Below are 20,989 nucleotides of genomic sequence, written 5' to 3'. Positions count from 1 at the left end.
TCCCCCTCGCCCGCGACGATGACCCCGAGCGGGGGGCGGTTCAACGCCCGATCCGGCTCAGGCCCCGGATTGGCCCGGTCGCGGGTCCGCCGCGTGAACCGGCGGCCACGGTCGCGTGGATTCGGCCTCGACCCACGCCGCGACCCATTTGGGCAAGGCGGGCGACGGTTCGTCCCGCCCCAGCGCGGCCATCACCTCCGCCGTGGGCACCGCGCCGCGGCCCTTGGCGGTGACGGCCGTGCGCAGCAGCGCCTGCGCGTGGCAGGCGTCGCCGACCCACATCTCCTGCACGAGGTAGAAGAACCGTCCCGGCTCGTCCCAGCCGACCAGCCGCGTCCGCATCTCGATGCGCGCCATCGGCAGGATGCGCTTGCGGTATCGCGTGGACGAGCCCGCCACGGCCAGCCCCCAGCCCTCCCGCTTGAGCATCGCGGACAGGCCGAACCGCTCGCCCGCGTCGAAGCGCCCGAGGTCGAACAGCGTCAGGATGCGCCCGTTGTTCATCTCGCCGAACATGTCGCAGTCCCACGGCCAGCAGCGCAGCCGGATCGTCGCGGCGTCGGTCAGGCCCATCGGCGGGGCCCGGCGGGCGCGGGCCATCACGGCGGCGAGTCGGAGGAAGGGGTACATGGCCCCGCCCTATGCTGCAGCGCAGCGAAGGTCGATGGTGCCGTTGCGACCTCGATCCGCAGTTCCTAGATCGGGCGCGACCAAGGAAGGGATGCCATGACGTCGCTGTTCGAAATCCTGATGATGCTGCTCGGCGTGGCAAAGTTCATCATCATCGCGCACATCATCATGTCGTGGCTGATCTCCTTCGGGGTGCTCAACACGGGCCAGCCCTTGGTCGCGCAGCTCTGGGACGGGCTGAACCGCCTGCTCGAGCCGATCTACGGCCCGATCCGCCGCGCCCTGCCGCAGACGGGCGGCCTCGACCTCGCGCCGCTGATCGTCATCCTCGGCATCTTCGTGGTCGAGACCGTCCTGCGGAACAACGCGCCGGCCTTCTACTGAGCCGTCACGCGACGGCGTTCCAGATCAGGCCCGCGACCATCGCGCCGCCGAGGCCGAGCCCGACGTAGAGCGCGAAGACCCGCGGGCGCACGAGGCTCCAGACCGCCGCCATGGCGGGGATGGAGGACACGGCGCCCGCGGTCAGGAAGGCCAAGGCCGCGCCGGCCGTCATCCCCTGCTCCATCAGCCCCGCGACCAGCGCGGGCGCCGCGTAGCCGTTGAGGTAGGCGGGCATCCCGACCAGCGCGGCGGTCACGACGGGCAGCACGCCCGCGCCGCCCACCACGGCGCCCACCGCCTCGGCGGGGACGTAGCGGACGAGGACCGCCTCCAGGAGGTAGGCCAGCGTCATCCACTTGAGCAGGAAGAGCGCGCTCTCCGCCGCCTGCGCGCCGAAGGTCGCGCGCCGGTCGGCCTCGGTCCAGAACCGCCACACGGGCCGGCCCGAGAGCGGCGACGGCCCGCACCCGCAGCGCGCCCCGGGGGCGGTCGGGCGCAGCACCGCGCCCAGCGCGCCGGCCCGCATCGCCAGCGCCGTGACCGTGCCGCCCGCGATGCCGATCCCGATCGCCCCCGCCGCCTTGGCCAAGGCCATGGGCCAGCCGAGCGCGCCCGCCGTGATCATCAGGGTCGGCGGGTCCATCAGCGGCGAGGCGAGCCAGAACGCCATGATCGCCGAGACGGGCGCCCCGGCGGCGAGGAGCCCCGCGACGAAGGGGATCACCTCGCAGGAGCAGAAGGGCGCGAGGCCGCCGATCAGCGCCGCGGCGACGATCATGCGGGCCTCGTTGCCCTCGAAGGCGCGGGCGATGGTCGCCTCGGCGCCGGCGGCACGCATCGCGGCGATCAGCAGGACGGCGAAGACGATGAAGGGGACCGTCCCCGCGAGCGCGGCGGCGGCGAAGCGGATCACCTCGCCCGTGGCGGCCGGGTCCAAGGCGACCACGAGCGCCACCACGGCGGCGGACAGGGTCCACGCGGTGCGCAGGCGCGGCAGGGCGGGAAGGGATTGCGTGAGGTCAGCCATGGTCGCGTCCTCCGACGTCGGCGCAGCATTCGCGCGTGATGAACCCGGCCAGCGCCTCCAGCCGGTCGAGATGCGCGCTGACATGGACGACCCGCCCGTCCCGCACCCGCCGGATCAGCCCGGCGGCGTCGAGGAACTTGAGATGATGGGAGAGGGTCGACGGCGCGATGCCCGTCGCCGCGCCGATGGCGGAGACGGCGAGGCCCGGCTCCCCCGCGCGGACGAGGATCCGGAGCACCTCCAGCCGCGCCTCGGATCCCATCGCGGCGAAGGCTTGGGCCGCGAGGGCGGGATCGAGGCGCGGGTCGGCGGGATCGAGCGGCGCGGTCATGATACCATCCTTCTAAATAACTAGAATCGTGGAATAGAGCGCTTTGGAGCTCTGGACAACCCCGTCCGTGCGGCCCACCCCTCGCGCCATGACCGACGCGCTCTCCACCCACGAGGCCCTGCCCGACCCGCGCAACGCCGACATCCTGATCTGGGTGGACGGCGCGCTCGTGCCCCGGGCGGAGGCCAAGGTCTCCGTCTACGACAGCGGCTTCCTCCTCGGCGACGGCATCTGGGAGGGGCTGCGCCTCTACGACGGCAGGTGGGCCTTCCTCGACGCCCACATGGCGCGGCTGGAGGAGGCGGCCCGTGCCGTGGACATCGCGCTCGCGCCCCGCGCCGAGATCGTCGCCGCGCTGGAGGCCACGCGCGCCGCCAACGGGATGGAGACCGACGCCCATGCCCGCCTGATGGTCACGCGCGGACGCAAGCGCCTGCCGTTCCAGCATCCCGGCCTGACCGAGACGGCGCCCAACCTCGTGATCATCATGGAGCATTCGGTGCCTGCGGCCCCGCGCCCCGTGCGGCTGGCCACGGTGCCGCACCTGCGCGGCCTGCCGATGACGCAGGATCCCAAGCTGAACACCCATTCCAAGATGAACTGCGTCCTCGCGTGCATCGCCGCCGAGAAGGCAGGCGCGGACGAGGCGCTGATGCTGGACGTGCACGGGTTCGTCTCGACCACCAACGCCTGCAACTTCTTCGTGGTGAAGCGCGGCGAGCTTTGGACCTCGACGGGCGACTACTGCTTCAACGGCATCACGCGGCAGGCGGTGATCGACGTGGCGCGTGGCGACGGGATCGTGGTGCGCGAGCGCAACTTCAGCCTCGTGGACTGCTACTCGGCCGACGAGGCGTTCCTGACCGGCACCTTCGGCGCCCAGACGCCGGTGGGGTCCATCGACGGGCGCGCCCTGCCCCATGCGCCGGGGCCCATGACCGAGCGGCTGCGCGCGCTCTACAGGGCGAGGGTCGCCGAGGGATGAGGATCGCCGCGTGGTCCGGCCCGCGCAACCTGTCGACCGCGATGATGTACAGCTTCGCGGCGCGGGCCGACTGCGCCGTGCTCGACGAGCCGTTCTACGCCGCCTTCCTGTCCCGCTCCGGGCTCGCCCATCCGATGCGGGAGGCGGTGCTGGCGTCGCAGCCGACCGACCCGGCGGAGGTCGCACGGGGCCTCGCGGCGGAGGGGCCGCGCCACGTCTACCAGAAGCACATGGCCCACCACATGGAGGGGATGCCGCTGGGCTGGGCGGAGGGCTGCGTCCACGTCCACCTGATCCGGCATCCGGCGCGGGTGATCGCCTCCTACGCCGACCGCCACGACGAGCTGGACGAGGCGGCGATCGGCTTCGGGGCGCAGGCGGCGCTCTACGACCGGCTCGGGGGGATCGTGGTGGACACCTCCGCGCTGCGCGACGGCCCGGAGGGGATGCTGCGGGCCCTGTGCGCCGAGATCGGCCTCCCGTGGGATCCGTCGATGCTCGCGTGGGCGCCGGGGCCGAAGCCCTTCGACGGGGCGTGGGCGCCGCACTGGTACGCCTCCGTCCATCGCTCGACCGGGTTCGCGGGGCCCGAGGGGCCGCTGCCCGGCGTCGCGCGCGACGACCTGCTCCGCGCCGCGCTCCCCGCCTACGAGGCGCTGCGGGCGCGGGCGCTCCGGCCGGCCCACACGGCCTCGTAGACCCGCTCGATCCCCGCGACCTCGGCGGCGACCCCGTGGTCCGCCACCGCCCGCGCCCGCGCCGTCGCGCCCATCGCGGCCAAGGCCGCGGGGTCCGACAGCATCGCGTCGAGCGCACCGGCGGCCGCGTCGCGCGCCACGATGCGCCCCGCCGTCCCGTCATGGGCGATCTCGCGGTAATGCCCCGCCGCCGTGGCGAGGAACGGCACGCCGGAGGCCATCGCCTCCAAGGGGGCCACGCCGAACCCCTCGTAGCGCGGCAGCGCGACGAGCAGGTCCAGCCCGCGGACGAGGTCGGGCATCCGCTCGGACGGCACCTCGCCGAGGAACAGGATGCGCCCTCCGAGGCCCGCCGCGCGCACCGTCTCCCGCAGCTTCTCGGCGAAGGCGGCGTCGCCGGGGGCGACCCCTCCGATCACGAGCGCGGTGACGTCCGGGTGGCGGGGCAGCACCTCGACGCAGGCCTCCACGAAGCGGTCCGTCCCCTTCTGGCCGCGGATGCCGCCGACGCAGGCGATCCCCCGCGCCCCGCCGTGCCCCGTCTGCCCCCATGCCGCGGCGCGATCGGCGGCCGGGCGCCAGCGCTCCGTGTCGATGCCGTGCGGGACGACGGTGGCGGGCCGGGGCAGAAGGTCGGCGGCCTCGGGCGTGGTGGCGATCAGCGCGTCCATCCGGCGCAGCATCCAGCGGTCCAGCGGCGAGCCGGGCCGCGGCGCGGCGACGGTGTGGACCAGCCGGATCGGCAGGCCGAGCAGGTCGCGGGCGACGAGCCCCGCGCGCATCTCCGCCGCGCGGCGGGTGTGCCAGATCGCGGCCCGGCGCCCCTCCGGCGGCGAGCGGGTCAGGGTCCGCGCCTCGGTCAGCGTCACGGGATCGGGGCAGCCCGGGAGCGGGTGCCCGGCGAGGACCATGGCGTGCCGCGCGGCCTGCAGGCGCACGACGGCGGCGCTCGTCGCGGACACGCCGGTGTAGCGGCGGTCGAGGTTTGTGACGACGAGCTCTGTCATGCCGTCCCGCTATGCCGGGCGGTCGAGGGCCGGACAAGCGGAGGGTGGCAAAGGTAGCCCGACGTCAAGGGGTTGCGGCCCGCGGAGCACGGTCCTGTCGCCGCCGCGCGCGCGGTGTAGGCTGCGGCGCGACGCGGGAGGGCGGGCCGATGTGGGCGCAGGACAGCTTCTGGACGCTCGGCGGGCCCGAGCGCGCGGGCCTCGTCGCCGTCGCGCTGCTGACGGCGGCGGTGGCGGCGGGCCTCCTGTGGCCCGTCCTGCGGCGTCCGTGGCCGCTGCGGGTCGCGGCGGCGCTGGCGGTGACGTGGCTCTACCTATGGCTCTCGCCGCAGGGGTTCTACGCATACTACCGCGCGATCTTCGACGGGCTGCCCGCGCAATGGGTCGCCGGGCCGCCGCCCGGCCCGCTGCGCCTCGTCCGCGCGCTGACCTTCACCGAGGAGGCGTCGCTGTCGCGTCTGGCGCAGGGCCTTCTGGGCTGGGCGCTGCTGGCCCTCGCTCTCCGGGGGCGGCGGTGATCCCGTAGGGCGCGGCCAGCCGCCAGACGTGGTCGGGGATCATGTGGCGCATCCGGTGGGGCGCCGCGCGCCGCAGGTGCAGCACCGCCTCCGCCGCCTTCATCTCCAGCCGGGCGCGCGCGAACTCGACGCCCTTCGGCCCGACCTTGGGCTGCAGCCACGCCACGATCGGGCGCAGCCATCCCGGCATCCGCCGCAGGGGCAGACCCCCGGCGGCGCGCCGGGTGTTCTCGACGAAGCCCTGCACCGCGCGGGTCCGGTCGCCCTTGGACGCGGGCGGCTCCAGCACGATCTCGTCGCCCAGCGCCCTCAGCATCGCGGCCCCGTCCGCGTTGCGCGCGATCACCCACTGGTCCCCGTCGCCCGCCATGTAGCCCACGGTCACGTCCGCGAGGCGGTTGGAATAGTCCGTGCACGTCCGGCAGGTCAGCGGCCAGAAGTCGTCGGGCAGGTCCGAGAGCGGCAGCTTGAGGAAGGGGATGAGGCGGCGCGCCCCGTCGCGGAACCGCATCTCGACGCGGTAGTCGGCGCGGAACTCGAGATAGGTGACGTCGTCCGGGCGGTCCGTCAGCCGCGCGAGGAAGGCGTGGAAGTTCTCGGTCGTGGTGTTGTCCGAGCAGGGCGTGCCGATCACCAGCAGGCGGTCGAGGCCGAGCTCCGCCTCGATCGCGCGCAGCGCGTGGACCTGGCAGGGGATGCCGATGACCGCGATGCGGCGGTGGCCTTGGGCCACGGCGGGTTCGAGCAGGGCCAGCAGCGGCGCGTAGCCCATCCGCATCCCGCGCACCTGCGCCATCTCCGCCGGATCGGTGACGATGGCGGGCACGGGGCGGAACGGATCGTCGGGATGGGGCGCGAGGGTGAGCACCGCCGTGACCTCGCCCGTCTCGAGCATCCGCGCGGCCAGCGACGTGGTGATGCCCGTCCATTGCGCGCCCGGCTTCGGCGCCCGCATCCGCGCCCGGTGCATCGACAGGCGCGGGCCGAACCACGGGTCGTCCTCGGGCGCGTCGCCGTGGACCGCCGCCTGCCGCCTCTCGAAGTCCGGCACCGTGAACTGGCAGGCCGTGCCGCAGCGCGGCGCGATCGCCATCCGGCTCAGCCCACAATCGGTGCACATCGCGCCGCGCGGCGCCGCGTCGGGGAGCGACGGGGTCTGGAGGCCGCCCGAGAGATCCGGAGTGTCACGCATCCCGGACACTAGGCGTGGCCCGCGCACGGCGTCCACCCGGCTTGCGGGGGGCCTGCGGGCGTGACACGGGCGCGGCCATGCCCGGTCTCGCCGCCCTCGTCCTCGCCTACGTCCTCAGCCAGTTCTTCCGGGCCTTCCTCGCGGTGCTCGCTCCCGACCTTGAAGCCGACCTCGGCGTGACGGCGGCGGAACTGTCGCGGGCGTCGGGCATCTGGTTCCTCGTCTTCGCCGCCATGCAGGTGCCGGTCGGCGCGGCGCTCGACCGGATCGGGCCGAAGCGCACCTCCGCCGTGCTGCTCGCCCTCGGCGGCGCGGGGGGCGCGGCGCTCTTCGCGGTGGCGGACGCGCGCTGGCAGATCGACCTCGCCATGGGGCTGATCGGCGCGGGCTGCGCGCCGGTGCTGATGGCGAGCTACTACATCTTCGCGCGGACCTACCCGCCCGCCGTGTTCGCCACGCTGGCCGGCGCGCTGATCGGGGTGGGAAGCCTCGGCAACCTTGGGGCCTCGGTCCCGCTCGAGGCCGCCGTGGGCGCCTTCGGCTGGCGCGGCACGATGTGGGCCCTCGCGGGCGTGACGCTGGCGGTGGCGGCGGCCTGCCTGCTCGTGCGCGACCCCCCTCCGGTCGAGGGCGGGGCGACCGGCTCGGTGCTGGACCTGCTGCGGATCCCCGCGATGTGGGCCATCCTGCCGATGATGCTGGTCAACTACGCGCCCTCGGCGGGGCTGCGGGGCCTGTGGGCGGGGCCCTATGCGATCGACATCCTCGGCATCGCGGCGGGGACCGCGACGCTGGCCATGGGGCTGGCGATGATCGCGGGCAACTTCGGCTACGGGCCGCTGGACCGGCTGCTCGGCACCCGGAAGTGGGTGGTCTGGGGCGGCAACGCGCTGGGGGCGGTCGCCTGCGCGACGCTGTGGTGGATGCCCGCGCCGGGGGCGTGGACGGGGGTGGCGCTGCTCTGCGCGGTGGGGGCGCTGGGCGCGTCCTTCCCGGTGATGGTCGCGCACGGGCGGGCCTTCTTCCCGCCGCACCTCGTGGGACGGGGGGTCACGCTGATGAACCTGTTCGGGATCGGCGGCGTCGGCCTGATGCAGTTCGCCACCGGCCCGCTCTTCGACGCGGCGGGCGGCGGGGTCGACGGCTACCGCGCGCTGTTCGGCGCCTTCGCGGTCGCATTGGCGGCGGGCGTGATGGTCTACGCCTTCGCGCCGGACCGGACCGACTGATGGGCGCGCCCGCGCGGGACGCCGGGCGCGGTGGGGCCTCGGATCGCCGGGCCACGTCCGGCACGGCGATCCTCTCCCGTCGCGCGGCGCCCTACCGGATCACGCCGCCTTCTGCCGCACCCGCGGCCGCTTGGCGCGGCTGGGCTTCTTCGGCGGCTGCCCCTTGGGCGCGTCGGCCTTGGGCTTCGCCCCCTTCGGCGCGCCGCCCTTCTGCGGCCCGCGCGACCGCCCGCCGGGCTTGCCCTGCTTCGAGCCGGCCCGCCCGTTGGGCGTGGTCTTGGGGATCGGCCCGCGCGGCGCCTCGCCACCCATGACCGGCACCTGCGTGCCCATCACCTTCTGGATGTCGCGGAGCAACCCCGCCTCCTCGTGCGCCACGAGCGAGATCGCCCGCCCGTCGCGCCCGGCGCGCGCCGTGCGCCCGATGCGGTGGACGTAGTTCTCCGGCACGTTGGGCAGGTCGAAGTTGTAGACGAAGGCCACCTCCGGCACGTCGATCCCACGCGCCGCCACGTCCGTGGCGACCAGCACCGTGACGGTCCCCTCGCGGAAGCCCTTGAGCGCGCGGTCGCGCTGCCCTTGGCTCTTGTTGCCGTGGATGGAGGCCGCGTCGAACCCGGCCTTGACCAGCCCCTTCATCAGCCGCTCGGCCCCGTGCTTGGTGCGCGCGAAGACCAGCGAGCGGGCGCCGAGGTTCTCGGCCAAGAGCTCCTTCAGGCGGTCGGCCTTGTCGGCCTGCGGCACCCACCACATCTCCTGCTCGACCTTGTCGGCGGCGATTCCCGGCGGGTTCACCTGCACCCGCGCCGGGTTCGTGAGGTAGGTCGCGGCGAGCGACTCCATCTCCTTGGGCATGGTGGCCGAGAACAGCATCGTCTGGCGCGGGGTGCCCAGCTTGGGCGCGATGCGGCGCAGGGCGTGGATGAACCCCATGTCGAGCATCTGGTCCGCCTCGTCGAGGACGAGGAACCGCGTCTGGCCGAGGTCCACCGCGCCCCGGTCCATCAGGTCGATCAAGCGGCCCGGCGTGGCCACCAGCAGGTCGAGGCCGCGGCTCAACATGTTGGCCTGCCGGTTGAGCGACTGGCCGCCCACGACGACGCCCACGCGGATCGGGGTGCCCGCCACGTAGGGCTTCATCGTGTCGGCGATCTGGTTGGCCAGCTCCCGCGTGGGCGCCAGCACGAGGGCGCGCACCGACTTGGGCTGCGGCCGCTTGTTCGCCTCCAAGAGCGCCTGCACCAGCGGCAGGCCGAAGGCGGCGGTCTTGCCGGTGCCCGTCTGGGCGAGGCCCAGCACGTCGCGGCCTTGGGTCGCCAGCGGGATGGCTTGGGTCTGGATGGGGGTGGGCTTGGTGTAGCCCGCGGCCTTCACGGCGTCGACGAGGCGCCCGTCGAGGCCGAGGGTCGAGAAATCAGTCATGTGGTCCTTTCGGCGCCCCCGCGGGACGCCCGGCGCCCGCGGGCGCGTGAGGGGAGGCGGAGGCGCGACCATCGCGCGTCCTGCCGTCGAACCCTGCGTGAGGTGATCCGGATCTGTCCGACGACGGCGGCGGGATCGGCCCGCCCATCGCTCACGCGGCGGCGCGGCGTCGGTGGGGGACATGTGGGCGAGCGCGACGTGCGCGTCAAGCGCGGCGGTCGTCGTCGAGGTCGTTGATGTCCCGGTCCCAGCGCCTAACCGACCCGGCACCGCCCGGCACGAGCCACTTCACCAGCAGCCACGCGACCACCGAAAGCCCCGCCCATGCCAGAACCGTGAAGGCCGGCTGCGCCGTCAGCCGCGCGGCCAGCCCGCCGTCCAGCCACAGCACGGCCGCCACCGCCGCCGCCCCGAGCGAGAAGCCCAGCAGGATCTTGCCCGGCAGGACCAGCTCCAGCAGCGCGAGGAGGGCGGCCAGCACCCCCCACGCCCACCAGAGTTCCCACAGCAGGATCATCGCCCGCCGCCCAGCTTGCCCATCGCGGTGGCGAAGGCGTCGAGCGCCGCCGCCGGCACGAGGAGCGTCCGGTCGCCCGCGCCTTGGCCCATCCCCTCCAGCGCCTCGACCTGCCGCAGCGCGACTTGGAAGCGCGCCGCCTCCAGCCCGTCCTCGGCGATGGCCTCCGCGATCGCGCGGGTCGAGAAGGCGTCCGCCTCGGCCAGCACACGCTTGGCCTCCGCCTCCTGCTTGGCGGCGTAGAGCGCGCCGTCCGCCTCCAGTTCGACCGCGCGCTTGCGGCCCTCCGCCTCGGTCACGGCGGCGCGGCGGGCGCGCTCGGCGTTCAGTTGCTGCAGCATCGCGGCGCGGGTCGCCTCGTCGAGGTTGACGTCGAGGATCTCGGCGCGGGTCACGTCCACGCCCCAGTCGTCGACCATGCGCGAGACCTGCTCGCGCACCTGCAGGATCAACTGGGCGCGGTTCGACTGCACCTCGTCGAGTTCCAGCTTGCCGATCTCCGACCGCACGATCCCCGCCACCGTGGTGGCGATCGCCGCGTCCACGTCGCGGATGCGATAGACGGTCTTCTCGGGCTCGGTGACGCGGTAGAACACGCTGGTCTCGACCTGCACCAGCACGTTGTCGGCGGTGATCGCGTCCTGCGCGGCGTTGGGCAACTGCCGCTCGAGGATGCTGACCCGGTGCGCGACGCGGTCGAGGAACGGCACGATCAGGTTGATGCCCGGCCCGAGGACCCCGCGCAGGCGACCGAACCGCTCGACGACGAACTTCTCGGACTGCGGCACGATCCGGACCGCCATGAACAGCCCGACGATCACGGCCAGCGCCACCGCCAGCGGCAGCGCGTTCGCCCCGAGGACATCCCCGCCCAGCAGCCCGTCCACGTCCATCCGTACCTCCCGTTCCCTTCGGTCCGGGGATGTCACGCGCCCCGGCGCAGTTCCAGTCGTGATGGCCACATCGCGGGACGTCGCTGGACGCGGCGCAACACAGGGGCTAGGGGCGCCCCCGCTCCACCCCAGAGGACACCATCATGGGCTACAAGGTCGTCGTGTGCGGCGCCACGGGCAACGTGGGCCGCGAGATGCTGAACATCCTCGCCGAACGGGATTTCCCCGTCGACGAGATCGCGGTGCTGGCCTCGCGCCGCTCGCTCGGCACGGAGGTCAGCTTCGGGGACCGGACGCTGAAGTGCAAAGACCTCGCGCAGTTCGACTTCGCGGGCTGGGACATCGCCTTCTTCGCCATCGGCTCGGACGGGTCGAAGGAGTATGCGCCCAAGGCCGCCAAGGCCGGCTGCGTCGTCATCGATAACTCGTCGCTCTACCGCTACGACCGGGACGTGCCCCTCGTCGTGCCCGAGGTGAATCCCGAGGCCGTCGACGGCTACGCCAAGCGCAACATCATCGCGAACCCCAACTGCTCGACCGCGCAGATGGTCGTGGCGCTCAAGCCGCTGCACGACCGCGCGCGGATCAAGCGCGTCGTCGTCTCGACCTACCAGTCGGTCTCCGGCTCGGGGAAGGGCGGCATGGACGAGCTGTGGGACCAGACCAAGGCCGTCTACAACCCGACGTCGTCGGTCGAGCCCGACGTCTACACCAAGCAGATCGCCTTCAACGTCATCCCGCATATCGACGTGTTCCTCGACAGCGGCGAGACCAAGGAGGAGTGGAAGATGGTCGCCGAGACCAAGAAGATCGTGGACCCCGCGATCAAGGTTACGGCCACCTGCGTCCGCGTCCCAGTCTTCGTCGGCCACTCCGAGGCGATCAACATCGAGTTCGAGGACTTCCTCGACGAGGACGAGGCCCGCGACATCCTGCGCGAGGCGCCGGGGATCATGGTCGTCGACAAGCGCGAGGACGGCGGCTACGTCACGCCGGTCGAATGCGTGGGCGACTTCGCCACCTTCGTCTCCCGCGTGCGCCAGGACCCGACGATCGAGAACGGGCTGAACCTGTGGTGCGTGTCCGACAACCTGCGCAAGGGCGCGGCGCTCAACGCCGTGCAGATCGCCGAGACGCTGGCCGAGCGGGTGCTCTCCAAGCGCTGACGGTATTGCATGACGCATGGCCCCCGGTTCACGTGGGGCCATGCGCATCCTCCTTCCCCTCGCCCTCCTCGCCACCCCCGCGACCGCCGAGGACTTCGTCCTGCGCGCGCCCGTCGTGGCGGCCACGCTCCACGCCGACGCGGCGCTGCTGACCCGCGCGGCGGAGGTGGACCTGCCCCCCGGCGACCACCGCCTGATCCTCGTGGCGCCGGCCTTCGCGCGGCCCCACGACGTGACGCTGCCCGAGGGCATGACGGCGGGGGCGCCCTCGGTCGGTCCGGCGGAGGCGCTCGACCTCAAGGCGCTCGACACGCCCGAGGAGGCGGAGGCCCGTGCCGCCGTGGAGGCGGCCGAGGCCGGGGTCGAGGCCATCGAGGCCCGGATCGCCGACGCCCGCGCCGCCGTGATGGCGGCGCGGACCCGGCTCGACTGGCTCGCCACGCTGACCGGCGGGGGCGAGGGCGGGCTGGCCGCGCCCGCCGATCCCGCCGCCCTGTCCGAGACGCTCGACCTGCTGGGCACGCAGGCGCAGGCCGCCGCCGAGGCGCGCCGGGCGGCCGAGGCGCGGATCGAGGCACTGCAGGAGGAGCGCGGGGCGGCGGTCGAGGCGCTGGAGGAGGCCCGCGCCGCGCTCGCCCGCTTGGCCCCGCCCGACGCGTGGGGGAACGCGGCCACCCTGACCATCCCGGTCCAGGTCGCGTCGCCCGTCGCGGGCGAGGTGCGGCTGACCGACCTCGGATACGGCGCCTCGTGGTCCCCCGCCTACGACCTGCGGCTGGACACGGGGACGGGTGCGCTGACGCTCGACCGCCGGGTGACGGTGCGCCAGTCCGGGCCGGAGACGTGGCGCGGGGTCGGGATGCGCTTCGCCACCACACGTGTCGCGGCGGGCACCACGCCCGCCACGCCGGGCACGGACGTCGTGCGGATCGGGGCGCCGGAGCTGGTGGTGGAGGAATCCTTCGCCGCCGACGCGCTGGCGGCCCCGCGGGCGAACGCGCGGGTCCGGGTCGCGGCCGCCCCCGTCGCCGCGCCGGTGTTCGACGGCCTGTCCGTCACCTATGCCGCGCCCGCGCCCGTCACCGTGGCGCCGGGGGTCGAGGCGTCGGTCGCCCTCGCGCCCCTCGCCCCCGAGGTGACGCTCTCGAACCGCGCCGTCCCGCGCCGGGACGCGACCGCCTTCCTGATGGCCGATGCGGTGAACGCGTCGCCCGAGCCGGTGCTCCCCGGCCCCGCGCTCCTGTTCCGCGACGGCAGCTACCTCGGCGAGACGCGCCTCGCCGCGTGGGCGCCCGGCGCCACCGCGGAGATCGGGTTCGGGCCCCTCGACCACCTCGTGCTGGAGTGGCGCCGGGTCACGCGGGGGGAGGGGGACGCAGGCGTGTTCGTCCGCTCCGATACCCTGCGCGAGGTATTGGAGCTCTCGGTCGAGAACCTGTCCGGCGCGGCGGAGGCGGTCACGGTGCTGCACGCCCTGCCGGTGTCCGAGCAGGACGACCTCGAGGTCGAGGTCGCGGCCACGCCCGCCCCGGACGTCACCGACTGGGACGGGCGGCGCGGGGTCGCGGCATGGGACATGGAGGTCGCGCCGGGCGCGGCGCGGACGATCCGGCTGGAGATCGAGATGGACTGGCCCGAGGGCGAGCGGCTGGTCTGGCGGCCGTAGGGCGGGCGAGCGCCCCTGCATCCGCGGCGGACGTCGCGTGCGGCGGGCAAGCTCTCCCCGCCGGACGCGCCCTAGAACCGCTCCGCCCGCAGCACCTGCGCGTCGGTCACGCAGACCACGCCGATCTGCGGCTCGACCACCGCGAAGGCCGCGTCCAGCAGCTCGTCCACCCGCTCGGGCCGGACGATGCAGACCACGGCGACCATGCCCGACCCGCGCCCGATCTGCCCCTCGCGCGACCAGACGCCGGTGCGGCCCGAGCCGCCGAGGACGGGCAGCACGGTGTAGCCGGTCACCCCCGCCTCCTCCAGCGCGCCGCGCAGGCGGCGCTCCATGATGGCCTCGATGATGATCTCGACGCGCTTAGCGGGGTGGGTCTCCATGGGATCAGGCTCCGAGTTGCGCCGCCGCGAGGTAGAGCGGGATGCCGAGGGTCAGGTTGAACGGGAAGGTCACGCCCAGCGAGAGGGTGAGGTAGATCGACGGGTTCGCCTGCGGCAGCGCCACGCGCATGGCGGCGGGCACCGCGATGTAGGAGGCCGAGGCCGACAGCGTCATCAGCAGCATCACGCCGCCGGGCGACAGCCCGAGCACCTGCCCGCAGGCCCAGCCCGCGGCGCCGCCGATCAGCGGCATCCCGAGGCCGAAGCCGAGCAGGCCCGGCCTGAGCACCGCACGCGCCTCGCGCAGGCCCCGGCCGGCCACGAGCCCCATGTCCAGCAGGAACAGGCAGAGGACGCCTTGGAACGGCACGGTGATGAAGCCGTCGATCTTGGCCAGCCCCTCCGCCCCCGTGGCCCAGCCGATGAGGAAGCTGCCCACCAGCAGCACGATCGAGCCGTTGAGCACCACCTCGCGCCAGAGGTCGGCATCCATCTTCCCGGACCCCGACGCCCCGCGCGAGACGAGCCAGAGCGCCGACAGGATCGCGGGCGCCTCCATCGCGGCGGCGACCGCGACCATCCAGCCCTCCGGCGACAGCCCGGCGGACTGCGCCACGGAGGTCGCGGCGACGAAGGTCACGATGGAGATCGAGCCGTAATGGGCGGCCACCGCCGCCGCGTCGATCCGGTCGAGCGACGAGACCACCCGCAGCAGGGCGAAGGCAATCAGCGGCAGCACCGCCGACAGGACCACGCCCACCAGGAGGGTCGCCACCAGCCGCCCGTCGAGGCCCGAGGCGGCGACCGCCGCGCCCCCTTTGAAGCCGATGGCGAAGAGCAGGTAGATCGACAGGCCCTTGGCCACGGCCTCGGGGATCGAAAGGTCCGAGCGGGCCAGCGCCGCCGCCACGCCCAAGGCGAAGGACAGGATCACGGGCGAGAGGAGGTTGGCGAGCGCGAGGTCGAGCAGTCCCATGGGTTCCCCTCCCCCTCCGGTGCGCCGTCGTCAACCTAGACGGGCACGAAGCGGTCCGTCTCCGGGTCGTAGCTCTCGAGCGCGCCCGACGAGATGTCCGTCCATGCCCCGTGCAGCGACAGGTCCCCCGCCTCCACCGCGGCGGCCACGAAGGGGAAGGTGGCGAGGTTGTGCAGCGAGATCACGACGCTCCGCCGCTCCATCGCGGCGAGGCGCTCCTCCTCGTCGGCGATGTCGCGCACCTCCTCGTAGCCGGGGCGGAGCATGTCCATCCACCGGCCCACGAAGGAGGTGTCCTGGTCAAGGTCGGGCGCGGTGCCCGCGCACATGTCGTGGCACCCCCTCACCCCGCCGCAGCGCGAGTGGCCGATCACGACGATCTGCGGCACGTGCAGCGCGGTCACCGCGTACTCCACCGCCGCCGACGTGCCGTGGACGCCGCCGTCGGGCTCGTAGGGCGGGACGAGGTTTGCGACGTTGCGGTGCACGAAGAACTCGCCCTGCTCGGCGCCGAAGATCGAGGTCACGTTCACCCGGCTGTCGCAGCACGAGATGATCATCGCGCGCGGGCGCTGCCCCTCGTCGGCGAGGCGGCGATACCAGCCCGCGTTCTCCTCCCACGTCGTGGCGCGCCAGCCGTGGTGGCGCTGCACGAGGGTCTGCGGCAGCGGGCGGGCGGCGAGCTTCGTCTGCTCGGTCATCGGGGGTCTCCGGTCGTCTCCGGCCCCGGATAACGGGCAGCCGGCGACAATTCGAGACGAAAGCGCGGGGGATGCCGTTTGGCGCGGAGGGCGTCGCCGTGCCATCACGGCCCCGTCGTGGGGGCGCGACACGAGATCCGACCATGACGACCGCCGCACGACGCGCCCCGACCACGCGACCCCGCTGCGAGGTGATCGCCCTCGACGCCCATCGACCCGCCCCGCCGCTCCGCTTCGACCGCGCGGCGGTGACGGCGATCTGCGACGACGCCGGCCGGGGCGCCGCCTCGCTGCTCGGGGACATGCTGTCGCTGGTGGCCGACCGGGCGGAGCTGCTCCGCGCGGCGTGGGAGGCGGAAGGTCCGGACCGCCGCGCGCCCCGCCCCGCCGCAGGGACCGCGGTGGCCGACCTCCGGCTCGCGGCGCGGACGCTCGGCCTCGTGGACCTCCACGCCGCCTGCGGGGCCGTCGCCTCCTGCGAGGGGAGGGGCGATCGCGTCGCGCGCGCCGCCTGCCGGGCGCGGCTCCTGCGCCACGCGGACGTGCGCGCGGGGCGGGGATGGCACGCCGTGGATCGCCCCGCGCCGGCCTAGACGGCGGGTTGCGGGCGGCGCGGCGGGGACTATCCTGCCCCGCCGATCCCCCGTCCCGGACCCGCCATGCGCTTCGCCCCCTCCGACGCCTCCGCCATCCCGCTGACCTTGGTGCCGTCCGACGGCGTGGACGCCGCGCTGGACGCGCTCGCGCCCGAGGCGGCCGCATGGGCGCGGGCGAGCCGCTTCAAGGGCCGCGCGGGCGAGGTCTTGCGGCTGCCCGGCGACGGTGGCGGAGTCGGGCGCGTCCTCGTGGGGTGGGGGACGGAGCGGGACCACGCGCGCGAGCGGTTCCTTCTCGCGCGGGCCGCGACCGCCCTGGGCGAGGGGACCTACCGCCTCGATACCCCGCTCGACGGCGCGGCGGCGGACGAGGCGGCGCTGGCGTGGCTCCTCGCGGGCTACCGGTTCGGGCGCTACAAGGACGGCTCGGCGACGCAGGCCTGGCTGGTGGCCCCCGAAGGGGTCGACGCACCGCGACTGGAGGCCGTGGCGGCGGGCGAGACCCTGACGCGCGACCTCGTGAACACCCCCGCCGCCGACATGGGTCCGGAGGAGCTGGAGTGCGCGATGCGCGACCTCGCCGAGGCGTTCGGCGGCACGATGGAGGCGGTCACCGGCGACGCGCTGCTCGACGCGAACCTTCCCATGATCCACGCGGTCGGCCGCGCGTCGGCCCGCGCGCCGCGCCTCCTCGACGCGCGCTGGGGCGACGGCGGGCCGCGCGTGACGCTGGTGGGCAAGGGGGTGGTGTTCGACACCGGGGGCCTGAACCTCAAGCCCGGCGGGTCGATGGGCCTGATGAAGAAGGACATGGGCGGGGCCGCGACCGTGCTGGGGCTGGCGCACATGATCCTCGCCACGGGCATGGACGTCCGGCTGCGCGTCCTGATCCCGGCGGTGGAGAACGCGGTCGCGGGCAACGCCTTCCGCCCCGGCGACGTGCTGACCTCCCGCGCCGGCAAGACGGTCGAGATCAACAACACCGATGCCGAGGGGCGCCTCGTCCTCGCCGACGCGCTGACCGTGGCGGGCGAGGAGGAGACGGACCTGATCGTCTGCATGGCCACGCTGACGGGGGCCGCCCGCGTGGCCGTCGGGCCTGACCTCGCCCCGTTCTACACCGACGACGACGCGCTGGCCGCCGCGCTGGCCGCCTCGGCCGCGAAGGTGCGCGATCCGGTCTGGCGGATGCCGCTGCACCGCCCCTACGACCGCATGATCGAGCCTGCCATCGCCGATCTCGACAACGCGCCCTCGGGCGGCATGGCGGGGTCGGTGACGGCCGCGCTCTTCCTCGACCGCTTCGCCGCCGACCGCGCGGCGGGCGCCTTCGTCCACTTCGACATCTACGGCTGGAACCCCGCCGCCGCCCCGGCCCGGCCCAAGGGCGGCGTCGGCATGGGCGCGCGCGCCGTGTTCGACGCGCTACCGGGGATCGCCGGATGACCGCGCTGGATCCCCGCCTGACCCCCGCCACCCCGCGCGCGGCGGCGATCGAGCTGGAGGGCCTCGTCGAGGCCGCGCGCTACGTGCGCGGCACGTGGCGCGCCGTGCAGCAGCCGCTGGTCAACCTCTGCGACGCGCCGCGCGGGCCGCGGGCGTCGCAGCTGCTCTACGGCGAGCGGGTGCGCGTGATCGACGAGCGCGACGGCTACGCCTTCGCGCAGGCCGAGCGGGACGGCTACTGCGGCTGGATCCTGTCCGGGGCCTTGGGCCGCGACGAGGTCTCGACGCACTGGGTCGCCGCCCCCGCCACCCATCTCTACCCCAAGCCGGAGGTGAAGGCCCCGCCGGAGGTCGCCCTCTACTTCGGCAGCCGCGTGCGCGTCGTGGGCGAGGCGGGGGCCTTCCTGCGCGTGGCGACCGGCCACTACGTCCCGCACGCGCACCTGCAGCCCGCCCGCGCGCGGTTCGGCGACCCCGTGGGCGTCGCGGACATGTTCCTCGGCACGCCCTACCTCTGGGGCGGGTCGTCGCGCTGGGGGATCGACTGCTCGGGGCTGGTGCAGGCCGCGCTGATGGCCTGCGGCATCCGCTGCCCGCGCGACAGCGACCAGCAGCAGGCGGTCGGGACGGCGGTGGAGGACGAGCCGCGCCGGGGCGACCTGATCTTCTGGCGGGGCCATGTCGGGATGATCGCGGGCGACGGGCAGGTGCTGCATGCCAACGCGCACCACATGGCCGTGGCCTACGAGCCGCTGGAGGAGGCGGTCACCCGCATCATGGCCGCCGGATCGAACGGGGGCGGCGCGGGGCAGGGCTCGGGCGAGGTGGTCGCGCTCAGGCGCCCGGCCTAGGCGATCCACGCCCAGCGGGCGAGGCCGTAGACGTAGAGCGCGGCGAACACGACGTTGATCCACTTGAGCTGCCGCTCGCCGTGCAGCCAGCCGCAGAGCATCCAGATCACGCAGAACGGCAGGCCGAGCACCATCGGCCACGGGTGCCAGTCCTGCACGATGGCCACCGTGCTGGCGATGCCCAGCCACAGCGCCAGCGTCTTGAGCCTGTGCTCGTGGAGCCGGAGCCATCGCTCCAGCGCGCCCATGTGCCACGACGAGGTCATCGCGGAACGCCCCCTTCGGTCTGTCGATGTCGGATGCCGTTCCGTGCGTCACCACGGCCGTCGGCCAAGGTCGCCCTACCCGAAGAGGCGCCCCGGCTCAACGCCGGTCAGGTCACCGCGCGGATCAGCTTGCGCTCCAGCACCCGCAGGACGGACCGCAGGTCGTGGCCCCGCTTGAGGATGCGCCCGTCCATGCCGATCACCGCGTATTGCCCCTGCTTGTCGCGCAGGCGGGGGCGCTTCTCGATCCGGTAGAGCGGCTGCTCGGCGGTGCGGCGGAACACCGAGAACACCGCCACGTCCTTCAGCGCGCTGATCCCGTAGTCGCGCCATTCGCCCGCGGCGACCATGCGCCCGTAGAGGCCGAGGATCGGCGCGAGTTCGGTGCGGTGGAAATGGACGGGCTCGGGGCGCAGGGGGGCGTTCATGCCTCCACATTTGCGTGGCCTTCGCCTTGGATCAAGCGGCGGGGATGGGGCGAAGCCGCGCGGCGTGCCCAGATCGTGCCCCGAAAGCACCCCGCGCCGACCCGACGCGCTCCCGAACCGCGCCACGGGCGGGGGGCACACCTTTCCCCATCGAAAGGGACCGGCGGCGGCACAGATTGCCCCCACATCGCCGCCGCCGGGACCCTCTCGACACCGGAACGAACACCGACCCGTCAGAGGTCAGGAACGAGCGACCCCCCGACCCGGAGCATACCGGGCGGGGGGTCTTCGCGTTCAGGGGCCGCTCCTCGCGCGGATCGCGTCGCCCGCGCGCCCGTGCCGGTCCTCGGACCGCGCCACGATCCGCCCCTCCGCCGGAGGAGGGGCCGGGGCCGGACCGGCGGCGGCCACGAGGTCGCGGATGTCGCGCACCGGCAGGCCCGCGCGCCGCAGCCGCGCGGCGAGCGCCGCATGGCGCGGGGGCAGCGCGATGCCGCCCTCCGTCACGACCGCGTCGACATGCGCGCCCGCCGTCGTGCGGTGGGCGACCCGCTCGACCAGCTTGGGCGCGCCGCCCGCGCGGAGCGCCGTCGCGACCACCGTGAAGGCGGCCCCCTCGGCCACGTCGGCATGCCCGCCCGACCCGCCGATGATCCGCCCGTCCGCCGTGGTGGTGACGTTGACGTCGAAGTCGGCGTCCACCTCCGCCGCCCCGAGGATCGCCACGTCCAGGTCGTGCGCCGCGCAGGCCCGCGTCGGATCGGCGTAGGCCGCCGCCGAGAGCGCCTCGTGGGCGGGATCGTCGCGGTAGGAGGCGACCGCCGCCGCGTCGAACGCCTGCACGTCGCGGAGGCGGGCCAACAGCCCCTCGCGGTGCAGGCCGACCGCCGCCGCGGTGATGCCCCCGCTGGCCCACGCGCCGCGGACCCCGCGCGCCGCCATCGCCCGGCCCAGCCCCGCCGTCACAGCCAGCGCCACGGCGCCGGCGCCCGACTGCACCCGCATCCCGTCGCGGACGAACCCGCCCGCCGCGAGCATCTCGACCACCAGCGCCGCGACGCGCGCGCCCTCGGGCGAGGGTCGCGCGGCGGTGGTGCCGGACGCGATGCCGCGGGGGTCTCCGGGGGTGCCGTCGATCACCGCGTCGACATGCGCCGCCGGGATGCAGGTCCGCGTGAGGGGGCCGCGCTCCGCCGCGAGGGCGACGACGTGCCGGGCATGGGCCGCCTCGGTCATCGCGTAGCCCAGCGGGCCGCAAGCCCACGGCCCGTCCGCCCCGCCCAAGGCCCCGTCCGGTCCGGCGCGGGGCACGCCCACCAGCGCGAGGTCGATGCGGAGGTCGCCGGCCCCGATCGCCCGCGCCCGCCCGCCATGGGTCTGGAGGGTTACCGGCCCGTCGAACCCGCCCGACGCCACGAGGTCGGCCAGCGGGCCGCGCATGTAGGACGTGGTGATCCGCCCGACCGTCCCGTCCCGCAGGCGGGGGATCAGGGCGGCGTGGCAGGGGAAGAGCGACGAGGCCGCGAGGTGCAGCCCCGCGAGCCCGAGCGCGGCGCAGGCGTCGAGCGCTTGCGTCATGGCGCGGTCCCCGTCGCGCCAGTGGTGGTGGAGCGAGAGCGTGCCCCCGGAGCGGAGGCCGGCGGCGGCGATCGCCTCGGTCAGGGCATCCGCCACCCC

24 protein-coding genes are annotated in these 20,989 nt (G+C 74.4%); 10 read left to right on the top strand and 14 right to left on the bottom strand.

Going from position 1 to position 20,989, the window contains the following annotated elements:
* Nucleotides 1-57: 57 nt before the first annotated feature.
* The gene (locus tag JQC91_RS03880) at nt 58-630 is read right to left on the bottom strand and encodes an acyl-CoA thioesterase (protein ID WP_203285438.1); all 573 of its coding nucleotides are present in this window, start codon (nt 628-630) and stop codon (nt 58-60) included.
* A gap of 96 nt (nt 631-726) precedes the next feature.
* On the opposite strand from JQC91_RS03880, the gene JQC91_RS03875 reads away from it, so the two are divergent.
* Entirely contained in the window at nt 727-1,014 is a 288-nt protein-coding gene (locus JQC91_RS03875) for a YggT family protein (protein ID WP_203285437.1), read from the top strand.
* A 4-nt stretch (nt 1,015-1,018) separates the two neighbouring features.
* On the opposite strand, the gene JQC91_RS03870 is transcribed toward JQC91_RS03875, so the two are convergent.
* Together JQC91_RS03870 and JQC91_RS03865 are read right to left on the bottom strand one after the other, a co-directional pair.
* Nucleotides 1,019-2,041: a permease gene (locus JQC91_RS03870; protein WP_203285436.1), complete on the bottom strand. Its 1,023-nt coding sequence runs from the start codon at nt 2,039-2,041 to the stop codon at nt 1,019-1,021.
* Nucleotides 2,034-2,372 (bottom strand): metalloregulator ArsR/SmtB family transcription factor, encoded by a 339-nt coding sequence (locus JQC91_RS03865; protein ID WP_203285435.1) that lies wholly within the window; start codon nt 2,370-2,372, stop codon nt 2,034-2,036. Before JQC91_RS03865 ends, JQC91_RS03870 begins: the two co-directional genes overlap by 8 nt.
* An 88-nt stretch (nt 2,373-2,460) precedes the next feature.
* On the opposite strand from JQC91_RS03865, the gene JQC91_RS03860 reads away from it, so the two are divergent.
* Nucleotides 2,461-3,357: an aminotransferase class IV gene (locus JQC91_RS03860; protein WP_203285434.1), complete on the top strand. Its 897-nt coding sequence runs from the start codon at nt 2,461-2,463 to the stop codon at nt 3,355-3,357.
* The gene (locus tag JQC91_RS03855; protein WP_203285433.1) at nt 3,354-4,055 is read left to right on the top strand and encodes an HAD family hydrolase; all 702 of its coding nucleotides are present in this window, start codon (nt 3,354-3,356) and stop codon (nt 4,053-4,055) included. The genes JQC91_RS03860 and JQC91_RS03855 overlap by 4 nt, the downstream gene beginning before the upstream one ends.
* Here the strand turns inward: JQC91_RS03855 and JQC91_RS03850 are convergent.
* The gene (locus tag JQC91_RS03850) at nt 4,004-5,062 is read right to left on the bottom strand and encodes a glycosyltransferase family 4 protein (RefSeq protein WP_203285432.1); all 1,059 of its coding nucleotides are present in this window, start codon (nt 5,060-5,062) and stop codon (nt 4,004-4,006) included. The genes JQC91_RS03855 and JQC91_RS03850 overlap by 52 nt on opposite strands.
* 149 nt (nt 5,063-5,211) lie before the next feature.
* Here JQC91_RS03850 and JQC91_RS03845 point away from each other — a divergent pair, with 149 nt between their 5' ends.
* The gene (locus tag JQC91_RS03845) at nt 5,212-5,580 is read left to right on the top strand and encodes a hypothetical protein (RefSeq protein ID WP_203285431.1); all 369 of its coding nucleotides are present in this window, start codon (nt 5,212-5,214) and stop codon (nt 5,578-5,580) included.
* On the opposite strand, the gene JQC91_RS03840 is transcribed toward JQC91_RS03845, so the two are convergent.
* Entirely contained in the window at nt 5,495-6,772 is a 1,278-nt protein-coding gene (locus tag JQC91_RS03840; protein WP_203285430.1) for a Coenzyme F420 hydrogenase/dehydrogenase, beta subunit C-terminal domain, read from the bottom strand. The two genes, JQC91_RS03845 and JQC91_RS03840, sit on opposite strands and share 86 nt — an antisense overlap.
* Before the next feature lie 77 nt (nt 6,773-6,849).
* Between JQC91_RS03840 and JQC91_RS03835 the strand changes: the two genes are divergently transcribed.
* The gene (locus JQC91_RS03835) at nt 6,850-8,001 is read left to right on the top strand and encodes an MFS transporter (protein ID WP_203285429.1); all 1,152 of its coding nucleotides are present in this window, start codon (nt 6,850-6,852) and stop codon (nt 7,999-8,001) included.
* A 99-nt stretch (nt 8,002-8,100) separates the two neighbouring features.
* Here JQC91_RS03835 and JQC91_RS03830 read toward each other — a convergent pair whose 3' ends face one another.
* From JQC91_RS03830 to JQC91_RS03820, 3 genes are all read right to left on the bottom strand, one after another.
* Nucleotides 8,101-9,423: a DEAD/DEAH box helicase gene (locus JQC91_RS03830; RefSeq protein WP_203285428.1), complete on the bottom strand. Its 1,323-nt coding sequence runs from the start codon at nt 9,421-9,423 to the stop codon at nt 8,101-8,103.
* A gap of 205 nt (nt 9,424-9,628) precedes the next feature.
* Nucleotides 9,629-9,940, bottom strand: coding sequence for a hypothetical protein (locus JQC91_RS03825; RefSeq protein WP_238941256.1), 312 nt, complete (start codon nt 9,938-9,940; stop codon nt 9,629-9,631).
* A complete protein-coding gene (locus tag JQC91_RS03820; RefSeq protein ID WP_203285427.1) occupies nt 9,937-10,833 on the bottom strand; it encodes an SPFH domain-containing protein in 897 nt (298 codons plus the stop codon). The genes JQC91_RS03825 and JQC91_RS03820 overlap by 4 nt, the downstream gene beginning before the upstream one ends.
* A gap of 143 nt (nt 10,834-10,976) precedes the next feature.
* On the opposite strand from JQC91_RS03820, the gene JQC91_RS03815 reads away from it, so the two are divergent.
* Together JQC91_RS03815 and JQC91_RS03810 are read left to right on the top strand one after the other, a co-directional pair.
* Entirely contained in the window at nt 10,977-11,999 is a 1,023-nt protein-coding gene (locus JQC91_RS03815) for an aspartate-semialdehyde dehydrogenase (RefSeq protein WP_203285426.1), read from the top strand.
* Nucleotides 12,000-12,039: 40 nt separating this feature from the next.
* Nucleotides 12,040-13,665: a DUF4139 domain-containing protein gene (locus tag JQC91_RS03810; RefSeq protein WP_203285425.1), complete on the top strand. Its 1,626-nt coding sequence runs from the start codon at nt 12,040-12,042 to the stop codon at nt 13,663-13,665.
* A 71-nt stretch (nt 13,666-13,736) separates the two neighbouring features.
* Here the strand turns inward: JQC91_RS03810 and JQC91_RS03805 are convergent, their stop codons facing one another.
* From JQC91_RS03805 to JQC91_RS03795, 3 genes are read right to left on the bottom strand one after another with little or no spacing between them, the layout of a single operon-like run.
* A complete protein-coding gene (locus JQC91_RS03805; protein ID WP_203285424.1) occupies nt 13,737-14,048 on the bottom strand; it encodes a transcriptional regulator in 312 nt (103 codons plus the stop codon).
* 4 nt (nt 14,049-14,052) lie between these two features.
* Entirely contained in the window at nt 14,053-15,024 is a 972-nt protein-coding gene (locus JQC91_RS03800) for a sodium-dependent bicarbonate transport family permease (protein WP_203285423.1), read from the bottom strand.
* A 35-nt stretch (nt 15,025-15,059) separates the two neighbouring features.
* Nucleotides 15,060-15,725 (bottom strand): carbonic anhydrase, encoded by a 666-nt coding sequence (locus JQC91_RS03795; protein ID WP_203285422.1) that lies wholly within the window; start codon nt 15,723-15,725, stop codon nt 15,060-15,062.
* Between the two features lie 143 nt (nt 15,726-15,868).
* Between JQC91_RS03795 and JQC91_RS03790 the strand changes: the two genes are divergently transcribed.
* The 3 genes from JQC91_RS03790 to JQC91_RS03780 all read left to right on the top strand — a co-directional run bounded on the left by JQC91_RS03790 (nt 15,869) and on the right by JQC91_RS03780 (nt 18,618).
* On the top strand, nt 15,869-16,318 hold the full coding sequence (locus JQC91_RS03790) for a hypothetical protein (RefSeq protein WP_203285421.1): 450 nt from the start codon (nt 15,869-15,871) through the stop codon (nt 16,316-16,318).
* 66 nt (nt 16,319-16,384) lie between these two features.
* Nucleotides 16,385-17,767, top strand: coding sequence for a leucyl aminopeptidase family protein (locus JQC91_RS03785; RefSeq protein WP_203285420.1), 1,383 nt, complete (start codon nt 16,385-16,387; stop codon nt 17,765-17,767).
* Nucleotides 17,764-18,618 carry a C40 family peptidase gene (locus tag JQC91_RS03780; RefSeq protein ID WP_343069895.1) on the top strand — a complete coding sequence of 285 codons (855 nt, stop codon included), beginning with the start codon at nt 17,764-17,766 and terminating at the stop codon, nt 18,616-18,618. Before JQC91_RS03785 ends, JQC91_RS03780 begins: the two co-directional genes overlap by 4 nt.
* Here JQC91_RS03780 and JQC91_RS03775 read toward each other — a convergent pair.
* The 3 genes from JQC91_RS03775 to JQC91_RS03765 form a co-directional block, all read right to left on the bottom strand.
* On the bottom strand, nt 18,615-18,884 hold the full coding sequence (locus tag JQC91_RS03775; RefSeq protein WP_238941255.1) for a peptidase: 270 nt from the start codon (nt 18,882-18,884) through the stop codon (nt 18,615-18,617). The genes JQC91_RS03780 and JQC91_RS03775 overlap by 4 nt on opposite strands.
* Nucleotides 18,885-18,991: 107 nt before the next feature.
* Entirely contained in the window at nt 18,992-19,312 is a 321-nt protein-coding gene (locus JQC91_RS03770) for a DUF2794 domain-containing protein (RefSeq protein ID WP_203285419.1), read from the bottom strand.
* 294 nt (nt 19,313-19,606) lie between these two features.
* A complete protein-coding gene (locus JQC91_RS03765) occupies nt 19,607-20,986 on the bottom strand; it encodes a citrate lyase subunit alpha (protein WP_203285418.1) in 1,380 nt (459 codons plus the stop codon).
* Nucleotides 20,987-20,989: the final 3 nt, after the last annotated feature.

Origin of the sequence: Jannaschia sp. Os4, from assembly GCF_016820245.1 — a bacterium.
In the GTDB taxonomy this organism is placed as follows: Bacteria; Pseudomonadota; Alphaproteobacteria; order Rhodobacterales; family Rhodobacteraceae; genus Jannaschia.
The sequence above is the reverse complement of the archived record's forward strand: the minus strand, read 5'-3'. Positions and strand labels throughout refer to the sequence as shown.

Coding starts and splice junctions, on each gene's coding strand:
- JQC91_RS03775 (WP_238941255.1), bottom strand. CDS start 18,884: ATGACCTCGTCGTGGCACATGGGCGCGCTGGAGCGATGGCTCCGGCTC.
- JQC91_RS03820 (WP_203285427.1), bottom strand. CDS start 10,833: ATGGACGTGGACGGGCTGCTGGGCGGGGATGTCCTCGGGGCGAACGCG.
- JQC91_RS03800 (WP_203285423.1), bottom strand. CDS start 15,024: ATGGGACTGCTCGACCTCGCGCTCGCCAACCTCCTCTCGCCCGTGATC.
- JQC91_RS03875 (WP_203285437.1), top strand. CDS start 727: ATGACGTCGCTGTTCGAAATCCTGATGATGCTGCTCGGCGTGGCAAAG.
- JQC91_RS03815 (WP_203285426.1), top strand. CDS start 10,977: ATGGGCTACAAGGTCGTCGTGTGCGGCGCCACGGGCAACGTGGGCCGC.
- JQC91_RS03855 (WP_203285433.1), top strand. CDS start 3,354: ATGAGGATCGCCGCGTGGTCCGGCCCGCGCAACCTGTCGACCGCGATG.
- JQC91_RS03795 (WP_203285422.1), bottom strand. CDS start 15,725: ATGACCGAGCAGACGAAGCTCGCCGCCCGCCCGCTGCCGCAGACCCTC.
- JQC91_RS03785 (WP_203285420.1), top strand. CDS start 16,385: ATGCGCTTCGCCCCCTCCGACGCCTCCGCCATCCCGCTGACCTTGGTG.
- JQC91_RS03850 (WP_203285432.1), bottom strand. CDS start 5,062: ATGACAGAGCTCGTCGTCACAAACCTCGACCGCCGCTACACCGGCGTG.
- JQC91_RS03870 (WP_203285436.1), bottom strand. CDS start 2,041: ATGGCTGACCTCACGCAATCCCTTCCCGCCCTGCCGCGCCTGCGCACC.
- JQC91_RS03845 (WP_203285431.1), top strand. CDS start 5,212: ATGTGGGCGCAGGACAGCTTCTGGACGCTCGGCGGGCCCGAGCGCGCG.
- JQC91_RS03825 (WP_238941256.1), bottom strand. CDS start 9,940: ATGATCCTGCTGTGGGAACTCTGGTGGGCGTGGGGGGTGCTGGCCGCC.
- JQC91_RS03780 (WP_343069895.1), top strand. CDS start 17,764: ATGACCGCGCTGGATCCCCGCCTGACCCCCGCCACCCCGCGCGCGGCG.
- JQC91_RS03840 (WP_203285430.1), bottom strand. CDS start 6,772: ATGCGTGACACTCCGGATCTCTCGGGCGGCCTCCAGACCCCGTCGCTC.
- JQC91_RS03810 (WP_203285425.1), top strand. CDS start 12,040: ATGCGCATCCTCCTTCCCCTCGCCCTCCTCGCCACCCCCGCGACCGCC.
- JQC91_RS03770 (WP_203285419.1), bottom strand. CDS start 19,312: ATGAACGCCCCCCTGCGCCCCGAGCCCGTCCATTTCCACCGCACCGAA.
- JQC91_RS03790 (WP_203285421.1), top strand. CDS start 15,869: ATGACGACCGCCGCACGACGCGCCCCGACCACGCGACCCCGCTGCGAG.
- JQC91_RS03860 (WP_203285434.1), top strand. CDS start 2,461: ATGACCGACGCGCTCTCCACCCACGAGGCCCTGCCCGACCCGCGCAAC.
- JQC91_RS03830 (WP_203285428.1), bottom strand. CDS start 9,423: ATGACTGATTTCTCGACCCTCGGCCTCGACGGGCGCCTCGTCGACGCC.
- JQC91_RS03835 (WP_203285429.1), top strand. CDS start 6,850: ATGCCCGGTCTCGCCGCCCTCGTCCTCGCCTACGTCCTCAGCCAGTTC.
- JQC91_RS03805 (WP_203285424.1), bottom strand. CDS start 14,048: ATGGAGACCCACCCCGCTAAGCGCGTCGAGATCATCATCGAGGCCATC.
- JQC91_RS03880 (WP_203285438.1), bottom strand. CDS start 630: ATGTACCCCTTCCTCCGACTCGCCGCCGTGATGGCCCGCGCCCGCCGG.
- JQC91_RS03865 (WP_203285435.1), bottom strand. CDS start 2,372: ATGACCGCGCCGCTCGATCCCGCCGACCCGCGCCTCGATCCCGCCCTC.